Origin of the sequence: Mycolicibacillus koreensis (assembly GCF_002104795.1) — a bacterium.
Classification (GTDB): Bacteria; Actinomycetota; Actinomycetes; order Mycobacteriales; family Mycobacteriaceae; genus Mycobacterium; species Mycobacterium koreense.
On record NZ_NCXO01000006.1, the window covers coordinates 59102 to 76563 of the forward strand.

General features: G+C 67.9%; 17 protein-coding genes. 6 read left to right on the forward strand and 11 right to left on the reverse strand.

The features are described 5' to 3' along the window. The first annotated feature begins 20 nt into the window (after positions 1 to 20). Together B8W67_RS04315 and B8W67_RS04320 are read left to right on the forward strand one after the other, a co-directional pair. Complete coding sequence (locus tag B8W67_RS04315; protein ID WP_085302412.1) at positions 21 to 1823, forward strand: NAD-binding protein; 1803 nt, start codon at positions 21 to 23, stop codon at positions 1821 to 1823. A gap of 55 nt (positions 1824 to 1878) precedes the next feature. Continuing rightward, positions 1879 to 3372, forward strand: a complete 1494-nt coding sequence (locus B8W67_RS04320) for a sensor domain-containing protein (protein WP_085302414.1) — start codon at positions 1879 to 1881, stop codon at positions 3370 to 3372. A gap of 3 nt (positions 3373 to 3375) precedes the next feature. Here the strand turns inward: B8W67_RS04320 and B8W67_RS04325 are convergent, their stop codons facing one another. From B8W67_RS04325 to B8W67_RS04350, 6 genes are all read right to left on the reverse strand, one after another. Further along, entirely contained in the window at positions 3376 to 4611 is a 1236-nt protein-coding gene (locus tag B8W67_RS04325) for an alpha-hydroxy acid oxidase (RefSeq protein WP_085302416.1), read from the reverse strand. After that, positions 4611 to 6029, reverse strand: a complete 1419-nt coding sequence (locus B8W67_RS04330) for a mechanosensitive ion channel domain-containing protein (RefSeq protein WP_069390934.1) — start codon at positions 6027 to 6029, stop codon at positions 4611 to 4613. The genes B8W67_RS04325 and B8W67_RS04330 overlap by 1 nt, the downstream gene beginning before the upstream one ends. Next, positions 6026 to 8203, reverse strand: a complete 2178-nt coding sequence (locus tag B8W67_RS04335; RefSeq protein WP_069391034.1) for an adenylate/guanylate cyclase domain-containing protein — start codon at positions 8201 to 8203, stop codon at positions 6026 to 6028. The genes B8W67_RS04330 and B8W67_RS04335 overlap by 4 nt, the downstream gene beginning before the upstream one ends. A gap of 113 nt (positions 8204 to 8316) precedes the next feature. Continuing rightward, the gene (locus tag B8W67_RS04340) at positions 8317 to 8802 is read right to left on the reverse strand and encodes a nucleoside deaminase (protein WP_085302417.1); all 486 of its coding nucleotides are present in this window, start codon (positions 8800 to 8802) and stop codon (positions 8317 to 8319) included. 37 nt (positions 8803 to 8839) lie between these two features. Beyond that, entirely contained in the window at positions 8840 to 9379 is a 540-nt protein-coding gene (locus B8W67_RS04345; protein WP_069390932.1) for an alkyl hydroperoxide reductase, read from the reverse strand. A 10-nt stretch (positions 9380 to 9389) separates the two neighbouring features. Further along, a complete protein-coding gene (locus tag B8W67_RS04350; protein WP_069390931.1) occupies positions 9390 to 9977 on the reverse strand; it encodes a peroxiredoxin in 588 nt (195 codons plus the stop codon). A 126-nt stretch (positions 9978 to 10103) separates the two neighbouring features. On the opposite strand from B8W67_RS04350, the gene B8W67_RS04355 reads away from it, so the two are divergent. Next, on the forward strand, positions 10104 to 11039 hold the full coding sequence (locus B8W67_RS04355) for a hydrogen peroxide-inducible genes activator (RefSeq protein WP_069390930.1): 936 nt from the start codon (positions 10104 to 10106) through the stop codon (positions 11037 to 11039). A gap of 10 nt (positions 11040 to 11049) precedes the next feature. Continuing rightward, positions 11050 to 11808, forward strand: a complete 759-nt coding sequence (locus B8W67_RS04360) for an enoyl-CoA hydratase/isomerase family protein (protein ID WP_085302419.1) — start codon at positions 11050 to 11052, stop codon at positions 11806 to 11808. Between the two features lie 18 nt (positions 11809 to 11826). Here the strand turns inward: B8W67_RS04360 and B8W67_RS04365 are convergent, their stop codons facing one another. Next, entirely contained in the window at positions 11827 to 12042 is a 216-nt protein-coding gene (locus B8W67_RS04365) for a (2Fe-2S)-binding protein (RefSeq protein ID WP_069390928.1), read from the reverse strand. 285 nt (positions 12043 to 12327) lie between these two features. Between B8W67_RS04365 and bfr the strand changes: the two genes are divergently transcribed. Together bfr and B8W67_RS04375 are read left to right on the forward strand one after the other, a co-directional pair. After that, the gene (bfr, locus tag B8W67_RS04370; protein WP_069391032.1) at positions 12328 to 12807 is read left to right on the forward strand and encodes a bacterioferritin; all 480 of its coding nucleotides are present in this window, start codon (positions 12328 to 12330) and stop codon (positions 12805 to 12807) included. 122 nt (positions 12808 to 12929) lie between these two features. Next, positions 12930 to 14723 (forward strand): CocE/NonD family hydrolase, encoded by a 1794-nt coding sequence (locus tag B8W67_RS04375; RefSeq protein ID WP_085302459.1) that lies wholly within the window; start codon positions 12930 to 12932, stop codon positions 14721 to 14723. A 30-nt stretch (positions 14724 to 14753) separates the two neighbouring features. Here B8W67_RS04375 and B8W67_RS04380 read toward each other — a convergent pair whose 3' ends face one another. From B8W67_RS04380 to B8W67_RS04395, 4 genes are all read right to left on the reverse strand, one after another. Next, a complete protein-coding gene (locus B8W67_RS04380) occupies positions 14754 to 15221 on the reverse strand; it encodes an SRPBCC family protein (RefSeq protein WP_234793802.1) in 468 nt (155 codons plus the stop codon). Positions 15222 to 15248: 27 nt separating this feature from the next. Then, positions 15249 to 15692 (reverse strand): transglycosylase family protein, encoded by a 444-nt coding sequence (locus B8W67_RS04385; protein ID WP_085302421.1) that lies wholly within the window; start codon positions 15690 to 15692, stop codon positions 15249 to 15251. 74 nt (positions 15693 to 15766) lie between these two features. Beyond that, positions 15767 to 16183: a DUF6188 family protein gene (locus tag B8W67_RS04390; RefSeq protein WP_085302423.1), complete on the reverse strand. Its 417-nt coding sequence runs from the start codon at positions 16181 to 16183 to the stop codon at positions 15767 to 15769. 101 nt (positions 16184 to 16284) lie between these two features. Next, positions 16285 to 17259 carry an esterase family protein gene (locus tag B8W67_RS04395; RefSeq protein WP_069390925.1) on the reverse strand — a complete coding sequence of 325 codons (975 nt, stop codon included), beginning with the start codon at positions 17257 to 17259 and terminating at the stop codon, positions 16285 to 16287. Positions 17260 to 17462 lie beyond the last annotated feature (203 nt).

Here is a 17462-nt window from a genome sequence, read left to right on the forward strand (position 1 = left end):
AGCACGGAGGGGGAGCGGTCGTGGTCATCGGTCGTCAGCGCGCCCAACCCGGCCTTCGGGGCAACCGTGCCGCCGTACACCGGCGGGTGCTGGGCGCATTGACCGACCCCCGCTGGTATTGGCTGTTGATCCCGGCCGGGCTGGCTGCGTTTGCCCTCGGTTTCTGGGGTTACGGAACCTATGCCGAGGGCACCCACTCCGTTTCCGACGCCATCTACGGCAGCGTGAAGCTGTTTCTGCTCAGCGCGGCACCGCAGCCGGAGACCCACGTCGGGGTGGCCCTGAACATCGCGCGGTTCCTCGCTCCGACCGTGGCAGGCTGGGCCACTCTGATCGCCATCGTCTCGGTGTTCCGGGAACGTGTGCAGCAGATGTTGATTCCGTTCAAACGCGGCCACGTCGTTGTCTGTGGGCTCGGTTATGTCGGGTTCGCTTTCGTTCAGCGGCTGCGCGACGCCGGATACCGGGTGGTCGTCATCGAACGCGACGACTCCAATCCGCAGATCAAGACGTGCCGGGAGTGGGGGTTCCCGGTGATCGTCGGCGACGCCCAACTCCCTCCGACGTTGACGGCGGCCGGAACCCGCCGGGCGGCGCGGCTGCTGGCGGTCACCCCCGACAGCGTCACCAACACCGAGATCGTGGCCTGCGCCCGCCATCTCGCCGACGCCACGCTGTTGGGCCGCCGCCGGCTCCGTTGTTTGGCCCGGATCACCGACCCGGGCCTCAGCGTGGCACTGCGGATTCGCGAGACCAACCGTGGCGATGATTCGACGCTGGATTTCTTCAACATCGAGGAGATAGCCGCGCGGATGCTGCTCGACCGCTATCCGGTCACCGCCGACCGGCCCCACCTGTTGGTGGCCCACCTCGACACCCTCGGGGCGCGGTTGGTCATCGACGCGGCGCGACGCTGGCATGATCGTCGCAGCGACCCGCAGGTCCCGCTGCGGGTCACCGTCGTCGATGACGACGCCGACCGGCAGGTGGCGGCGCTGCGCGCCGCCTGTCCGCCGCTGGACCAGGTCTGCGAGTTCTCCTGCGTCGCGGCCACGGCAGCCGGATGGGATCACCTCGCCGAGACCGAGCGGACGCGTCGCGGCGCAGCGCACCCCGACCCGCCGGTCGCGGGCGCGTTCGTCACCGCCCGCCACGACGATCAGACGGTGCGCACCGCGTTGGCGCTGCGGCAGGCGCTGGGCCCGGCCGTGCCGGTGGTGGCGGCGTTATCGCGGGCCTACGCGGTCGCCGACCTGCTCGAGGACGCCGCCGCGCCCGCAGCGTTGCGCGTGACAGTGTTTCGGACCCTCGCCGAGACGTGCAGCGTGGAGTTGGTCGAGGGCGGTTCGTTCGAGTCGATTGCCCAGGAGATTCACCGGCGATATTGCTTGATGCAGCCTGCCGATGCGACACCGCCGTCGTGGGCCGACCTCGACGCGGAACGACGCCGATCAAGCCGTTCTCAGGCTCGACATATCGGGATCAAACTTCGCAGTATCGGCTGCGAGATTGCGCCCTTGCGCGACTGGGCGGCCCGCGATTTCCGCTTCACCGACGACGAGCTCGTCACGCTCAGCATCATGGAACATGATCGCTGGCAGCAGGCGAAGCAGGACGACGGGTGGACCCTGGGTCCCAAAAGCGCCGAACGCAAAACGGATCCGCATTTGGTGCCCTGGCATGCCCTTCCCGCAGAGATAGCCGACTGGGATCGTCGTTTCGTTCTCGCCATTCCCGAAATGTTGGCCGCGGTCGGACTGCAAATCGTCGATACCCGTAACGACGTCCCCCGTTATCCATTAACGCGGATTGATTCCAAATAACGGCCGCCGGGCTTAAACTTCGCGTAATTACCAGGCCAGGAGCCTGAGGGGAGCCATGCTGTTCATCAGTTACGCCAGCCAGGACAAGGCTGTGATCGAAACCCTTGTCACCACGTTGCGGCGCAGCGGCCAACGCGTCTGGCTCGATGAGGAACTCGGCGGCGGTGAGACCTGGTGGCGGGCGATCCTCGAGCAGATCCGGCGCGCCGACCTGTTCGTGGTCGCGGTGTCGGAGCATTCGCTGGCCTCCAAACCCTGCCAAGCAGAATTGCGCTACGCGCAGGCCCTGAAGCGCCCCGTGCTGCCGGTTCAGATCGGTGCCGTCGACAGCCTGCGGTTGACCCCGCTGGCCACCACGCAAATCTTCGATTTCCGTCATCCCACCGCCCGGTCCCGTGAGCAATTGCTGGCCGCGGCGAGCACGTTGATCGGGCGTGACGCGCCCCTGCCGACACCGCTACCCGCCGAACCGCCGGTGCCCTTCGCCTATTTGATGCGGCTGGCCACCACGATGAGCAGCCCGGAGTTGAGTCGCTACCAGCAGGCGGAGTTGGTGACCGAGTTGAAGAACCGGCTCGATGAGGACCGGAACGATCCAGCCGCGTGCCGCGACATCACCCGGTTGCTCTACCTGCTCCATGAGCGCCCCGACGTCACCTGGCGCACCCGCACCGATATCGACGCCATTCTCGGGCTCGCCGCCGGCCCGGCCAGCGGGCCCCTGCCAACCCCGACCCAGCCGTTCACCGGCCCGCAGGCAGTGTCGACGCTGGCCTTCACCGCTCCGCAGCCGCTGGCCGAACCGCCCACTCACCCCGCCGCCGAGACCACCGCGGCGCCTCCGGGTTGGTGGCGCCGGCACCGGCGGTGGCTGCTCGCCGGCGCGGCCGCTGTCGTCTCGGTGGTCACGGCCACCGTGGTGGTGGTGATCACCCGCCCCGCCCCGGTGTCTGCCGGGCCGATGTTGATCAGCGACGCCGACTTGGAGCCGATCATGGGCACCGAGCAGCTGGCAATCGCCGATAGCGGCGTCGCACAGGCCAAACAGAGCAGCCTGGTCGACATCACCCCCACCGAGTGCGGTGGTGCGCTGTATCCCGGGCTCGACAGTGACTATCTCGACAGCGGGGCCCAGCAGGTGTCGTGGCGGGTGTCCGAGCCGCCCGGCGGATTGAAACGCGCCGGAGTCAACAACAATCCGTTCGTCGACCAGGCTGTCGCCGTCTTCGCGCCGAAATCAGCGGCCGGCGCGGAGTTCGTGCGGCGCTCGGCGCAGCAATGGCGTGACTGTGCCGGAAAGACGGTGACCGTCGATTATCGCGACGGTGCGGTATTCACCTGGCTGCTGGGTGAGCCACGCGGGGAGAGCCCGCGCATCGTCCACTCGTTCACCCTGGTCGCCAACCCCGACTACGGATGTCAACGGGTGCTCAACGCGGTCGCCGACGCAGTCATCGACGTCAAGACCTGCGGGATCGGACTGACCGATCAGGCCAACCGGGTCAGCGCCCGGCTGATCGGAACCCTAACCGACATCCCGTCTTTTTGAGCATCACAGCCCGGTCCGCGGCATCAGCCGGCGCAGCTGGGTGACGTGGGCGGGACCCAGCTCCTCCAGGGAGCTCACCCCGAGCAGCCGCATCGTTCGGGTCAGCTCGTCGGTGAGGATCTCGATCGCGCGCGTGACCCCGGCTTGACCGCCGGCCATCAGCCCATACAGGTAGGCGCGTCCGATCAGGGTGAACCGAGCCCCCAGCGCGACGGCGGCGACGATGTCGGCGCCGGACATGATCCCGGTATCCATCAGGATCTCGGTGTCGGCACCGACATCGCGGACGACGGTCGGCAATAGATGAAACGGCACCGGTGCGCGATCCAGTTGACGCCCGCCATGATTGGACAACACGATGCCGTCCACCCCGACGTCGACGACCCGTCGCGCATCCTCCAGCGTCTGAATGCCCTTGACGACGAATTTGCCCGGCCATTGGCCACGTACCCAGGCCAGGTCATCGAGGGTCACACTGGGGTCGAACATGGTGTCCATGTACTGCCCGACGGTGCCCGGCCATCGGTCCAGCGAGGCGAACGCCAACGGCTCGGTGGTGAACAGGTTGAACCACCACGCCGGCCGCGGCAGGGTGTCGAGCACGGTGCGCAGCGTCAGCGCCGGTGGGATCGCCATGCCGTTGCGGGTGTCCCGCCGCCGCGCCCCGGCCACCGGGCAGTCGACGGTGGCCAGCACGGTGTCATAGCCGGCGTCGGCCGCACGGCGCAGCAACGCCATCGAGCGCTCCCGGTCCTTCCACATGTACAGCTGGAACCAGCGTCGCCCCCCGGGCACGGCCGTGGCCACATCCTCGATGGAGGCGGTGCCCAGCGTGGAGAGCGTGAACGGGATGCCCGCGGCTGCCGCGGCCGCGGCCCCGGCCAGTTCGCCTTCGGTCTGCATCAGCCGAGTGAACCCCGTCGGCGCGATACCGAACGGCAGCGCCACCGGTGCTCCGAGCACGTCGCGACCGGTGGTCACCGCGGTGACGTCGCGCAACACCGCGGGATGGAATTCGATGTCGCGGAACGCCTGGCGAGCCCGCGCCAACGAGATCTCGTCTTCGGCGGCACCGTCGGTGTAGTCGAACGCCGCCTTGGGGGTGCGGCGGCGGGCGATGGTCCGTAGATCCTCGATCGTCACCGCCGCGGCCAGCCGACGCCGGGTCGGCCGCAGGGCGGGGGGCCGGAAACGGATGAGTGGCGCCAACTCTCGCGGTCGCGGCAGACGGCGCTTCATCATGCGCTTTTCGGCGCCGGATGCACGGCTCCGGCGAGCGCCTGTTTGACGTTCTCGCGTTGATCGTCGATGGAACGGCTGATGTCTTGCAGCAGCAGCGGTTTGCGATAGACCAGCGTCTCCAGGTGGTGGCGTTCGATCTGGATCAGGGCCGTTTCGGTGAGCGCTCGCGCGGTGGTGGCGACCGGCTCGCGGGTCAGGGTGGTCTGCCCCAGCCAGTCGCCCTCGGCGAGGGTTCGCACCGGTACACGGCCCCCGTCGGCACCGGTGACGGTGAGTTGGATCCGGCCGGTGAACAGACACGACATCTGTTCGGGCACGTGACCGGGGGAGTGGATGATCTCCTCGGCGCCGTAACGGATGATCCGTATGCAGTCCTGCAGGTCCTGCTCGTCGTCGGCGGTGAGCCGCAACGTGGGCGTGATGATGCGCAGTGCCGCCTGCACCCGTTCGGCGGTGACGAAATCGTCGACGGCCTCATCGAGGTGCAACCCGGAGCGCCGGGCGGCATACCACAGCCAGCGCAGGAACGTTGCCCGCGCCGGGCCGGCATCCGCCGGGGAGCGCAGCGGGATCGTGGTGGCATAGCCGGCGGCACCGACCGGCACGCTGGCGGGCAGCGCGTCGGCGCGGCAGTGCGGCAACCGCGCCGCCGTCGTCGAGAGCACCGAACAGACCCGATCAGGGGGATCATCGGCGACGAATGTGGTCTCCACGGTGATCTCGTAGTCGCCGGCGGGGCGGCTGAGATTGGTGAACGACGCGGCGGCGAGCACCGAGTTCGGCATGATCTGCAGCCCACCCGCGGTGCGGATGTGGGTGGCGCGCCAGTTCACCTCGACGACTTCGCCTTTGGCCGAGGGGGTATCGATCCAGTCGCCAAGCTGGAACGGTTGTTCAAAGAGCACGAACAACCCGGAGATGATCTGGCCGACCGAGTTCTGCAGGGTCAACCCCAACACGATCGAGGTGACCCCCAACGCGGCGAACAGGCCACCCACGTTGGCGCCCCACACCCGCGACAGGATCACCGCCACCCCGATGGCGATCAGCACGAACCGGGCGACCTCCAAGAAGATCGACGGTAGGCGGCGCCGCCAACTGCCCTCAGGGGCGGTCTGGAACAAGGTGATGTTGAACGCGGACAGCAGTAGCAACAGCACTGCGAAGCCGAACACGGTGGCCACCACCCGCACGACGGTGGCCTGTGGTGAGATGTCGTTGGCGCCGACCAGCAGGACCAACAGCGCACCCAACGGCAGCAGATAGCTGCGGACGAGGTTCACCGGCTTGGCCAGAACGTTGTTGCGCCGCACCAGTGCCTGATGCAATTCGGTCAGGCCCACCAACAACAGCGGCAACCCGACAACCACCGCCAGGGCCCAGTAGAACCAGGAGGCGTGCGGCAGTTCACTCACGGTGTGGCCTCGTCGAGCCGCCACACCGATTCGTCGCCGTCATCGACCGTTCCGGCCGCGACGAACCGGTGTTCCTCGCCGACCGCATCACGGACTCTGGTGGTCACATAGATGCCGGGCTGTTGCGCGGCGTTCTTCAGCTCCCGGGCCAGGTTGACCGTCGAACCCCACATGTCGTAGGCCAGATTGGACCGGCCGAGCAGGCCACTGGTCGCCACCCCGGTGTCGATGCCGATCCGCAAGCTCAAGTTGTTGCCGGTCTCGTCGTTGAAACGCCGCACGATGTGCTGCAACTCGATCGCGAACGCAACGGCGCGCTGGGCACTGTCCAGCCGCGGCACGCTCAGTCCGCAACTGGCCATGTACCAGTCGTGCAGCGATTGCACGGTCTCCACCCCAAGGTTCTCCGCCGCCGAATCGAATTGCCGCACCAACGTGTTCACCACCGACAGCGACTCGTCGGAGCTGAGTTCGGCCGACAACCCGTCGAGGCTGTCGGTCTCGGCGACGATCACGGTCACATCGGGGTGCTCGATGACCACCTCCTCGGCGCCATCGCGATAGCGCTGGGCGGCCGCCTCGGGCATCACCGACAGCAGCAGCCGATCGTTCTCCCGACGCTGCTCATCGATGAGTTCCTTGTTGGCCCGCAGGCTCGATCCCATGTCGTTGAACGCCAAGGTCAGATCACCGAGTTCGTCACGCGAGCGAATCGGCAGGTTGACGTCGTAGTCTCCGGAGGCGATCCGGTTCGCCCCGGCGGTGAGGGTCTTTATCGGCCAAACGAAGATGCGCGCCAGCAGCATCCCGGCGATGCAGACCAAAAAGATGATCACCGCCGTCGACAGCACCAGGGTGCGGGTGAACGCCGCTACCGGCGCGAATGCCTCGGCGGTGTCGATTTTCGCGATGATGGTCCACTGCAACCCGTGCAACGTCGCCGGGGCGTAGGACTGCAGGGTCTCGTTGCCCAGATAGTCGTTGGCGATCAGGTTGCCGGTCTCCCCGCGCGCCGCGCGTCGGGTGGCCTCGGTGCCGATGGGTTGGACCAGGGTGGTGCCGTGCTGGCGGATGGCCTTCTCGGCGACGTCCCGCGGTGTTCCGGCCTGCACCACGTCGTGCTCGTATTTCTCCGGATCCTCGAGGAACAGGCGGGAATCCGAGCGCATCAAATTGTCCGGCCCCACCAGGAAGGTCTCGCCGGTCTCGCCCATCCCGGCGCCGGCCCACTTCTGCGAGACCGTCATCATCCGGTTGAGCTTGACGATCGGGAACTCCAGCGCCAGCACCCCGACACGGTTGGAGCCGACGCTGATCGGCGCCATCACCCAGGCGGTGGGCTCACCGACCGGTTCGTACTCGGCGAAATCGGCGATGCCGATGTAGTCGACGGCCCGCGCGTTCAACGTGGTGCGGAACGTCTCGGCCAAGTTGCTGTCGCGGTAGGGTCCGGTCAGCACGTTGGTGCCGAGGTCGATGTTCTTGTAGGCCGAGTAGACCACGCTGCCGTCGGGATCGATCAGCAGCGCGTCCTCGAAACCCGAACGGGTGACCACGGTGCGGAAATAACCGTTGTAGCGGGCGTTGGCGGCCGACCATTCGCTGCCGTCACCGACGTCGTCGGTGTTGATGCCGACGTCGCGATCGGCGCGGGGCACGGTGTAGTGCAACTGCAGATATTTCTGTGCCGGTGTCGACGGCAGCAGCGAGGTTATGTCGACATCGGCTCCGAACGCGACCTTTTCACGCTCGCCCACGGTCTGCTCGTAGTAGCGGCGCAGCACCCGCTCACCGGCCGGTTCGATGACGGCGTCGGAGAGCTTGTCGAAGCCCTTGCGGAACGCGTCGAGCGCCCCGGCGATGGTGTCACCGCGGGTCTGGACGATCACCGTGTTGCGCAATTCATCCAGCGAGGACTGCAGCTGCCGTTTCTGCGCGGTGCGCAGCTGGGTCAGACGGTCCACCACGGCCGCCTGCAGTGATTCGCGCCCGGAGCGGTATCCGATAGCGCCGACGACCGTCGCCGACAAGACACTGGTGACCAGCATCATCAGCAGCAGTTTCGACAGGATGCTGGCGCCGTGGCGGCGCCGACCGCGCCGACCGCGCCAGCTAAGCCGTCGGCGGTGTTCCTGGCCGGACTCGGCCTCGGCGGATTCGGGCGACGCGCTCATCGAATCTTTCACACCCTGGTCTTTCACGCCCTGGTCAGTTGGGTCCGGCCTTACCGGGGGGAGCCTACCTTGAGCCGGCGCCGCTGGGAGGGTTAGCGCCCGGTTGGTGCGTGTTAGCCCGTGGGCCGATATCGGGCGGCGTAGAGCAGTTTCATCGGCTCGGCGAACTGCGGGGCGGGGCCGTCGACGACGGCGCGGGGCACGACGGTGGTGATCGGCAGCGCCGCCACCGGCGGTGCGGACACGCCCCATTCGTCGAGCCAGGCGGCTAGCTGCGCCGCCGAGGTGGCGTAGACGATGCGTCCCAGGCCCACCCAGGCGTGGGCGGCGGCGCACATCGGGCAGTGCTCCCCGGAGGTGTAGACACTGGTCCGGATGCGGTGCACCGGGGCGAGGTTTGCCGCCGCCCAGGCGGCGACGGTGAATTCGGGGTGCGCGGTGGGGTCGCCGGTGCCGACGCGGTTGCGGTCCTCGACGAGAACCTCACCGTCGGGGCCGACCAGCACGGCCCCGAAAGGCTCGTCACCGTGGTCGAGGGCCTCACCGGCCAGCTCGACGCAGCGGGTCAACCGCTGCAGGTCGGTGTCGTTGAGCGCCACACCGGCCAGTTTAGGGGCCGGTGTGGCGCTCCACGAGTCAGCCGGCGGTGTTGGGCAGCGCCTCGGCCGCCAGCATCGCCTGGCCGACACCGGCGATGATCGAGGCCACCTTCAACGCCTCGAGCACTGCCTCGCGGCTGATGCCCTCCTCGCGCACGGTGTGCTCGTGGGCGACGGCGCAGGCCGAACAGCCGTTGACCATCGACACCGCGAAACACCACAGCTCGAAGTTGGCCTTGCCCACCCCCGGGCTGCCGATGATGTTCATCCGCAGTCCCGGGCGCAGGTCGTCGTACGCGCCCTCCAGGAAGTGGCGGCCACGGTAGAACACGTTGTTCATCCCCATGATCGACGCCGCGCCGAGGGCGGCGCGGTAGGCCTCGGCCGACAGGGTGTCGGCGGCCTCCGCCCCGATCTCGGCGAGCACCGTGGGGTTGCGGGTCGCCGCGGCGCAGCTGAGCAGCGTGCCCCAGAGCTGCTCCTCGTCGAGCACCGTGGTGCGGGTGATCGAGCCGAGGTTGAGCTTGAGGTCCTTGGCGTACTCCGGCAACGCTTCTTTGAGGTTGTCCACACTCATCGGCTACTCCTTACACCGACTCTTTGAGCAACTCTCCGGCGTCGAGCGTCGGGTCACCCTTCTTCCAGTTGCAGGCGCACAGTTCGTCGGATTGCAGCGCGTCGAGAACGCGGAGCACCTCGTCGACGTTGCGGCCGACCGAACCGGCGGTCACCGAGACGAACTGGATCTCGTTGTTCGGGTCGACGATGAAGGTGGCGCGGTCGGCCACCCCGTCGGCATTGAGTACGCCGGTCGCCTCCACCAGCTCCCGCTTGAGGTCGGACAGCATCGGGAACGGCAGCGTTTTGAGGTCTTCGTGCTGGGCACGCCACTGGAAGTGCACGAACTCGTTGTCGATCGAGGCGCCGAGCACCTGGGTGTCACGGTCGGCGAATTCGTCGTTGAGCTTGCCGAACGCGGCGATCTCCGTCGGACAGACGAAGGTGAAGTCCTTCGGCCAGAAGAACACCACCCGCCACTTGCCCGGGTAGTCATCGCTGGAGATCGTCGTGAAGTAGTCCTCGGGGGCGTTGGCGTTGACCTGGGACAGGTCTCCGGGGATCAGCGCCGTCAGCCGGTAGCTCGGGAACTGGTCGCCGATGGTCAGCAGGGACATAACACTCCTTCGTTGAGGTTGAACTTCTTCTTCGCGAGATTTGTCCGGACCGTTTCTGGGTCTGACCCCATCTTGCCGCATAACCACTATAAATGAAAGGTGATACCTCACACTATATTTATTGGCATGACCGATAAGACCTATCAACCAACCCTGGCCGGCCTGCGGGCATTCGTCGCGGTCGCGGAGAATCATCATTTCAGCACCGCTGCAAGCAGTTTGGGCGTCAGTCAATCCACACTGTCGCAGGCGTTGGCCGCCCTGGAGAGCGGGCTCGCCGTGCATCTCGTGGAACGCTCCACCCGTCAGGTGTTCCTGACCCCGGAAGGTCGTCGGCTGCTACCGCACGCCCAGGCGGTGGTCGAGGCGGTCGGAGTGTTCTCGGCGGCGGCCGCCGGATCGGTTGATCCGCTGCGCGGAACCCTGCGCCTCGGACTGATTCCCACGGTCGCACCGTATGTGCTGCCGGCGATGCTGACCGGCTTGGCGCAACGCCTGCCCGAGCTCATGTTGCGGGTGGTGGAGGACCAGACCGACCGCCTGCTGACCACGTTGCGTGAAGGCGGTCTCGACGCGGCGCTGATCGCACTGCCCTCCGACTCGCCGGGGCTGACCGAGATTCCCATCTACGACGAGGATTTCGTACTCGCGTTGCCTCCGGGGCACCGGCTGGCGGGGAAGCGCCGGGTCGAGCCCACCCTGCTCGGCCAGCTGCCGCTGTTATTGCTCGACGAGGGACACTGCCTGCGCGATCAGACTCTCGAGGTGTGCCGCGGGGCGGGGGTGCGCGCCGAGGTGGCCGACACCCGTGCCGCGTCGCTGGCCACCGCGGTGCAGTGCGTGGCCGGCGGACTGGGGGTGACGCTCATCCCGGCCAGCGCGGTCGAGGTCGAATCGGCGCGCAGCCGATTGGCATTGGCACAGTTCGCCACACCGCGTCCGGGCCGGCGGATCGGGTTGGTGTTCCGTTCCTCCAGTGGGCGCGACGAACACTACCGACGGTTGGCCGCGGTGCTCGCCGACGCGATCGGCGACGATCCGGCGGTACGCCGGGTCGCCTAGGGTTTAAAGGGTGATACTGCAGATCGATGACCGCAACCGGGTCCGCACCCTCACCCTGAACCGTCCCGACGCGCTCAACGCGTTCAACGAGGCGCTCTACGACGCCACCACCGAGGCGCTGTTGGCCGCCGCCGACGACCCGGAGGTGGCGGTGGTGCTGCTCACCGGCGCAGGCCGGGCGTTCAGCGCCGGAACCGACCTCACCGAGATGCAGGCGCGGGTCACTGACCCGGACTTCGTCCCCGGCCGGCACGGCTTCACCGGGCTAATCGACGCGCTGACCCGGTTCCCCAAACCACTGATCTGCGCGGTCAACGGTGTGGGACTCGGGATCGGCGCCACTGTCCTGGGCCACGCCGACCTGGCGTTCATGGCCACCACCGCGCGCCTCAAATGTCCGTTCACCAGCCTCGGAGTCGCACCGGAGGCGGCGTCGTCGTATCTGTTGCCGCACCTGATCGGCCGACAGAACGCGGCCTGGATGCTGCTGTCCTCGGAGTGGGTCGACGCCGCGCAGGCCCGGGAGATGGGGCTGGTCTACCGGGTCTGCGAACCCGCGGAATTGCTCGATGAGGCGCGCCGGCACGCCGACATCCTCGCCTCCCGCCCGATTCCGAGCCTCATGGCGGTCAAACGCACGATGATGGCGCCGCACCGCGAGCAGATCGCTGCGGCCGGCGAGCGGGAGAACGCCGAATTCGCCGAACTGCTGGGCGCTCAGGCCAATGCGGCCGCGTTGGCGGAGTTCACCGGACGCGGCAGCGACTGACCGCAGCTCAGAACGGACTCAGACGACCTGGAGCAGACGCGCATCGGGCGGGCAGATGACCTCGCCGAACGCATCGGAAGCCGAGGCGATAATGGAGCGCACCGTGCACCGGCACCGTCCACAGTCGGAGCCGGCTCCGCACATCGCCGCGACCTCCTTGGAGTTCGACGCCCCGGCGGCGACAGCATCGGTCACGGTCTGGGCGGTAGCCCCGACGCACAGACACACATACATCAACGCATCTCCACTGCTGGTCACCTGAGCACATCGACGGCGCCGACGAACCCGGAAAAGTTCTTGTTAGTGCAGTCTAACCTAACTCGATTAGCGCAGTCTAACCTAACGTTCAACACGTCTGTGACCAGGGATTTTTCGGCGTTTCACCGCGACGCGCGCACCACGGTCAAACCCCGCGCGGTGGCGCCCGGACTGCACTAAATTTAAGGATGGCAGCCCCACGATGACGCACAGCCCGCGCCATCGATGCCATCTGACACCTGCTGACGAGGAGTGAGCACCATGCAAGGCGATCCGGACGTTTTACGTCTGCTCAACGAACAACTGACCAGCGAACTGACCGCCATCAACCAGTATTTTCTGCATTCGAAGATGCAGGAGAGCTGGGGTTTCACCGAGGTGGCCAGCCACACCCGCGCCGAATCCTTCGAGGAGATGCGACACGCGGAGTCCATCACCGACCGGATTCTGTTGCTCGACGGTCTGCCGAACTACCAGCGGATCGGCTCGCTGCGGATCGGCCAGACCCTGCGTGAACAGTTCGAGAGCGACCTGGCGATCGAGCTCGACGTCGTCGACCGACTCAAGCCCGGCATCGTGATGTGCCGGGAGAAACAAGACAGCACCAGCGCCACGCTGCTGGAGCACATCATGGCCGAGGAGGAAGACCACATCGACTATCTACAGACCCAGCTGGAGCTGATGGACAAACTCGGCGAAGAGCTCTATCTGGCGCAGTGCGTCTCCCGGCCGCCCTCCTGAGCGTGGGCGCCGCCGCGGTCGCCGCGGCGGCGCTGGTCCGAGGCGCCCGCACCCGGCCGAGCCGTCGGCGGGTGGCCCCGCCGTTCACCCCGGAGTGGACCCCGGGGCCGCCGCGCTTCGGCGTGGGGGTGCGCCACAACGTCGCCGTGCCGATGAGCGACGGCGTGATCCTGCGCGCCGAGGTGCACTATCCCACCGATCCGGCGACCGGCGCACCGGCGCCGGGCCCATTCCCGGTGCTGGTGTGTGTCACGCCCTACGGCAAGAAGGCGCCCCCGCCGGCAGCGCAGCTCGGCGGGGGCGCCAGCCCGTACCTGATCACCCGCGGCTACATCGAGGTGCTCGTCGACGTGCGTGGCACCGGAACCTCCGACGGGGATTTCGAGATGTTCGGGGATCGCCAGACCCGCGACGGGGTGGAGTTGGTCGACTGGGCGGCCGCGCTGCCCAACGCCAACGGCCGGGTCGGGCTGTTCGGGTTGTCGTATCTGGGCATCAATCAGCTGTTCACCGCCGCAGCCGTCGGCCCGCAGTCGCCGCTGCGGGCGATATTTCCGGTGATGGCGGCGACCGACTTCTACCGCGACGCGGCCACCATGGGCGGGGTGCCCCACCTGTGGGCGATCCGGGGCTATGCCGCGGCCTACCGCCTGCTCAACGTCATCAACCCTGTTTTGGAGGCCCTCACCACCGGCGATCACCCCCGCCCCCGCTCGGGAGGGCGGGCAGCGGTACGCCGGCGCGGGCTCACCCAGCGCGGCTATTTCGGACCGTTGACCGCCGACGTCCGCAACGGGGGAGAGACCGCCTTCGACGGCCCGTTCTGGGACACCATGCGCCCGTCGGAGGTGCTCGCCGACATCGCCGCCAACAAGGTGGCCGTCCTGCTCACCGGCGGGTGGCACGACGCCTTCCAGCGGGCGGCACCGCTGAACTACGCGGGCCTGCAGAACGCCGCGGCCGGCCGTGACGTGCATGCGCCGATGCGGCCCGGCCAGCCGATCTCCGATCGGATCAAGCTGATCATGGGCCCCTGGTACCACGTCTCCGACTACGGCGGGATGCATCTGGATGCCCTGCAACTGCGCTGGTTCGACCACTGGCTCAAAGACGACGCCGACGCGGCGCTGCCCGACGCGCCGTTGACGTTCCAGCCGATCGGCAGTGCGCAGTGGCTGCGGGCCCGCGAATACCCGCTGCCGGAGGCCGAACCGACCCGGTTGTACCTCTCCGGCGGCGGCCGGCTGACCGAGACCGCGGCGACCGAGTCGTCGTCGGCCACCCTGCTCTACCGGTCCCGCGGACCGGTGTCGGGACGCAGCTTGGAGCAGTGGAGCCTCGGCCTCGGCGGGTTCGCGGTGGGCCAGAGCGGCATGCGGATTCGCTACGACCGCGACAACCGGCGGTTGCAGCGCGAGGCGCTGACCTACACCACCGCGGCGATGACCGCACCGGTGCTGGTGGCCGGGCCGGTCACGGTGACGCTGTATGCGCGGGCCACCACCACCGAGACGCTGTGGGTGGCCCATCTCGACGCCGTGGCCCCCGACGGGGCGAGCCGCCCGCTGACCCAGGGCGCGCTGCTGGGGTCCCACCGTGCCCTGGACCGGCAGCGGTCGTGGTATCTGCCCGACGGTACGGTGCTGCGACCGCAGCACCTGTGCACCCGGGCGGCCTGCACACCGGTGGTGCCCGGCGAGCTGACCCGCTACGACGTGGAGGTCTTCCCGACGGCGGCGTGGCTCGACGCCGGGCATCGGCTGCGCCTGACGGTGACCACGTTCGATTTTCCGCAGCTGGTGCCCACCCGGCCCGCCCAGCAGGCCCTCGCCGGTGGGCGCTACGAGGTGCAGCAGGGCGGTGTCGACGCCTCATATCTCCTGGTGTCGCTCGTCGACCCCGACACTCTGCGCTGAGCTACGGGCGACCGGGTTGGCGCGTCCGGCTCAGCCGGCCTCGGCGACGGCCTTGATCCGCTCGAGGGTGCGGGTCATGTCGCGGATGTTGCGGCGTCGGCGCAGCCAACCGCCGAACACCCAGTAGTAGACGGCGGTGAGCGGGGAGTCGGCCAGCCGGAACGACTCGGTGACCTCCACGCCGCCGTCGGCCGGGCGCAGCCGGTACAGCCAGGTGTTGATCGGCCGGTCCCCGGCGAGGACGGCGAACCCGAATTCGCGGCCCGGGTCGCAGGCGGTGACCCGGCAGGTCGTCCAGTAGACCGGCCCGATGCCGTTGCGTTTGACGTGGCCGCGGAACCGGGCACCCGGCGCCGGGCCGGCGGCCCCGTCGAGCCATTCGGCCTCGAAGGTCTCCGGGGAGTAGCGCCCGATGTTGCCGATGTCGGCGATGAGTTCCCACACCGCATCCGGGCTGGCGTTCATGTGGACCGTGGCCGAGCCGTGCATTCCTGCCATGTCCCGATCCAACCACGCCGGCGTCGGTCAGTAACCGGGAGTGAACAACCCGATGATCTCGGTGACGCTGTTGACCAGGTAGGACCCCGGTGTGCGGGCCGGCGCAGACCAGCGCGGGGCAGGCCCGCCCTGGCGGTTGGAGCAGGTGGGCCAGGCTTTGGGGCCCTGGTTGGCCAGGATCCGGTCGGCGACCCGGATCTGCTGTTCACGGCTGGCGGTGGCCGGCGATCCGGTGCCGCCGTGCGCCGCCCAGGTGGCCTGGCTGATCTGCAGCCCGCCGTAGAAACCGTTGCCGGTGTTGGCCGACCAGTTCCCGCCGGACTCGCACTGCGCGACGGCATCCCAGTTGACCGCGCCGCCGGTGTCGGCGGCCGCGGTCCCGGCGGATGTCCCGGCGGATAGCGCGAAGCCCGCGGCCGCCAGGGCGCCGACGACGGCGGTGCGGGCGAGGAGGTTGCGCACACGGTTCATACCCGGTGTGTCGCAACTTGTGTGCGAAGCGTTACCGGCGCGTTATTGACTGGCGTTGGTGACTGTGGGGCGGGTCAGTCGTCTTCGAGCGTGTCGTGACGCACCACCCGGACGCGGCCGCGCCCCAGACAGGCCGCGTAGCCGTGGTATTTGCAGTACAGCTCCCACGACGCCCCGGGGCCGGGGGAGACCTCGATGCGGTGGCCGCTGGCGAACTCGATGCGCAGTGCACCGTCGTCGTCGAAGCCGAAGCCGGTGCACACGGTTCCGGCGAAGTCGAACAGCGGGCGGTGGGCGGCGCTGGCCGCCCGCGGGTCGATGGTGACGACCTCGGCGGGCTGGTGGCGCGTCGGGGGCAGGCCCAGCCGGATCGGCACCGAGATGACCAGTTCGTTGTAGCCGTCCAGGCTCAACACCAGCCCGTCCCGAAACGAGATCCGATCGACCGCGCATCCCTCGATCCACGGTCCGAGCGCCGTCCGGTCGGACATACCCCCATTTTGCCGGGTTCTGCCCGCCAGGCAAGGGGGAGCAGCGACGAGAAAACCCCGGCCGGATCCCGGCCGGGGTTTTCCCGTTGCGTGGTGTGCGCTCAGGCAGCGCCGAGGTGGCTCTGCAGGTCAGGCTTCATCTGCTGAAGCTGAGCACCCCAGTACTCCCAGCTGTGCGTGCCGTAGTCCGGGAAGTCGAACACCGCGTTGTGACCACCGGCAGCCTCGTAGGCCTCCTGGAACTTCTTGTTCTGGCCGATCATGAAGTTACCTTCCAGGAAGGTGGCCGGGATGTTGTCGCCACCCAGCTCGTTGGGCGTGCCGTTCCCGCAGTACACCCAGAGCCGCGTGTTGTTGGCGACCAGCTTGGCCACGTTCACGGTCGGGTCGTTGCGCTGCCAGGCCGGGTCGTCGTCCGGGCCCCACATGTCTTCCTTCTTGTAGCCACCGGCGTCACCCATGGCCAGGCCGATCCAGCCCTTGCCCTCCGACGGGTTGACGTAACCCGACAGCGAACCGGCGTAGGTGAACTGGTTCGGGTGGTAGATGGCCAGCGTCATCGCCGAGGAACCGGCCATCGACAGGCCGACCGCGGCGTTGGTGCTCTGGCTCACGCCGTACTGCGAGGCCAGGAACTGCGGCAGCTCGCTGGTGAGGAAGGTCTCCCACTTGTAGGTGGTGCACCCGGCCTTACCGCAGGCGGGCTTGTACCAGTCGGCGTAGAAGCTGGACTGGCCACCGACCGGCATGATCACCGAAATGCCCGACTCGTAGTACCACTCGAACGCGGCGGTGTTGATGTCCCAGCCGTTGTAGTCGTCCTGAGCGCGCATACCGTCGAGCAGGTACAGGCCCGGCGAGCCCTCGCCGCCGCTTTGGAACTGCACCTTGATGTCGTGACCCATGGACGCCGACGGCACCTGCAGATACTCCACCGGCAGACCGGGCCGGGAGAACGCCCCCGCAGTGGCCGATCCTCCGACTAACCCGATCAAGCCGGGCAGCGCGGCAGCCGTCACGGCACTGATCATCAGCCGGCGAACCCAGCTGCGCTTATTTTCGCTGACGTGTCCCATACCTAACCTTTACAATCGGGGGCATTCGTAAGCCGCGGTGGAATTTACCGTGGCGAAACCAAAATGTCGATTCGACCACCCCGATTGGCCTGCCCCGACATTTCGATTCGGTCACAATCGCCGACCGTCGACTCCCGTTGATGATAGAGGCACTCGCTGGCGTCGTCATCTCCGGCCGCGTAGGCTCGGCGGAACGTTGAGCC

Excerpts from the sequence above, each read along its gene's own strand:
- B8W67_RS04320 (WP_085302414.1), top strand. The coding sequence starts at position 1,879 with ATGCTGTTCATCAGTTACGCCAGCCAGGACAAGGCTGTGATCGAAACC.
- B8W67_RS04325 (WP_085302416.1), bottom strand. The coding sequence starts at position 4,611 with ATGAAGCGCCGTCTGCCGCGACCGCGAGAGTTGGCGCCACTCATCCGT.
- B8W67_RS04335 (WP_069391034.1), bottom strand. The coding sequence starts at position 8,203 with ATGAGCGCGTCGCCCGAATCCGCCGAGGCCGAGTCCGGCCAGGAACAC.
- B8W67_RS04345 (WP_069390932.1), bottom strand. The coding sequence starts at position 9,379 with ATGAGTGTGGACAACCTCAAAGAAGCGTTGCCGGAGTACGCCAAGGAC.
- B8W67_RS04350 (WP_069390931.1), bottom strand. The coding sequence starts at position 9,977 with ATGTCCCTGCTGACCATCGGCGACCAGTTCCCGAGCTACCGGCTGACG.
- B8W67_RS04355 (WP_069390930.1), top strand. The coding sequence starts at position 10,104 with ATGACCGATAAGACCTATCAACCAACCCTGGCCGGCCTGCGGGCATTC.
- B8W67_RS04365 (WP_069390928.1), bottom strand. The coding sequence starts at position 12,042 with ATGTATGTGTGTCTGTGCGTCGGGGCTACCGCCCAGACCGTGACCGAT.
- bfr (WP_069391032.1), top strand. The coding sequence starts at position 12,328 with ATGCAAGGCGATCCGGACGTTTTACGTCTGCTCAACGAACAACTGACC.
- B8W67_RS04380 (WP_234793802.1), bottom strand. The coding sequence starts at position 15,221 with ATGGCAGGAATGCACGGCTCGGCCACGGTCCACATGAACGCCAGCCCG.
- B8W67_RS04385 (WP_085302421.1), bottom strand. The coding sequence starts at position 15,692 with ATGAACCGTGTGCGCAACCTCCTCGCCCGCACCGCCGTCGTCGGCGCC.
- B8W67_RS04390 (WP_085302423.1), bottom strand. The coding sequence starts at position 16,183 with ATGTCCGACCGGACGGCGCTCGGACCGTGGATCGAGGGATGCGCGGTC.
- B8W67_RS04395 (WP_069390925.1), bottom strand. The coding sequence starts at position 17,259 with ATGGGACACGTCAGCGAAAATAAGCGCAGCTGGGTTCGCCGGCTGATG.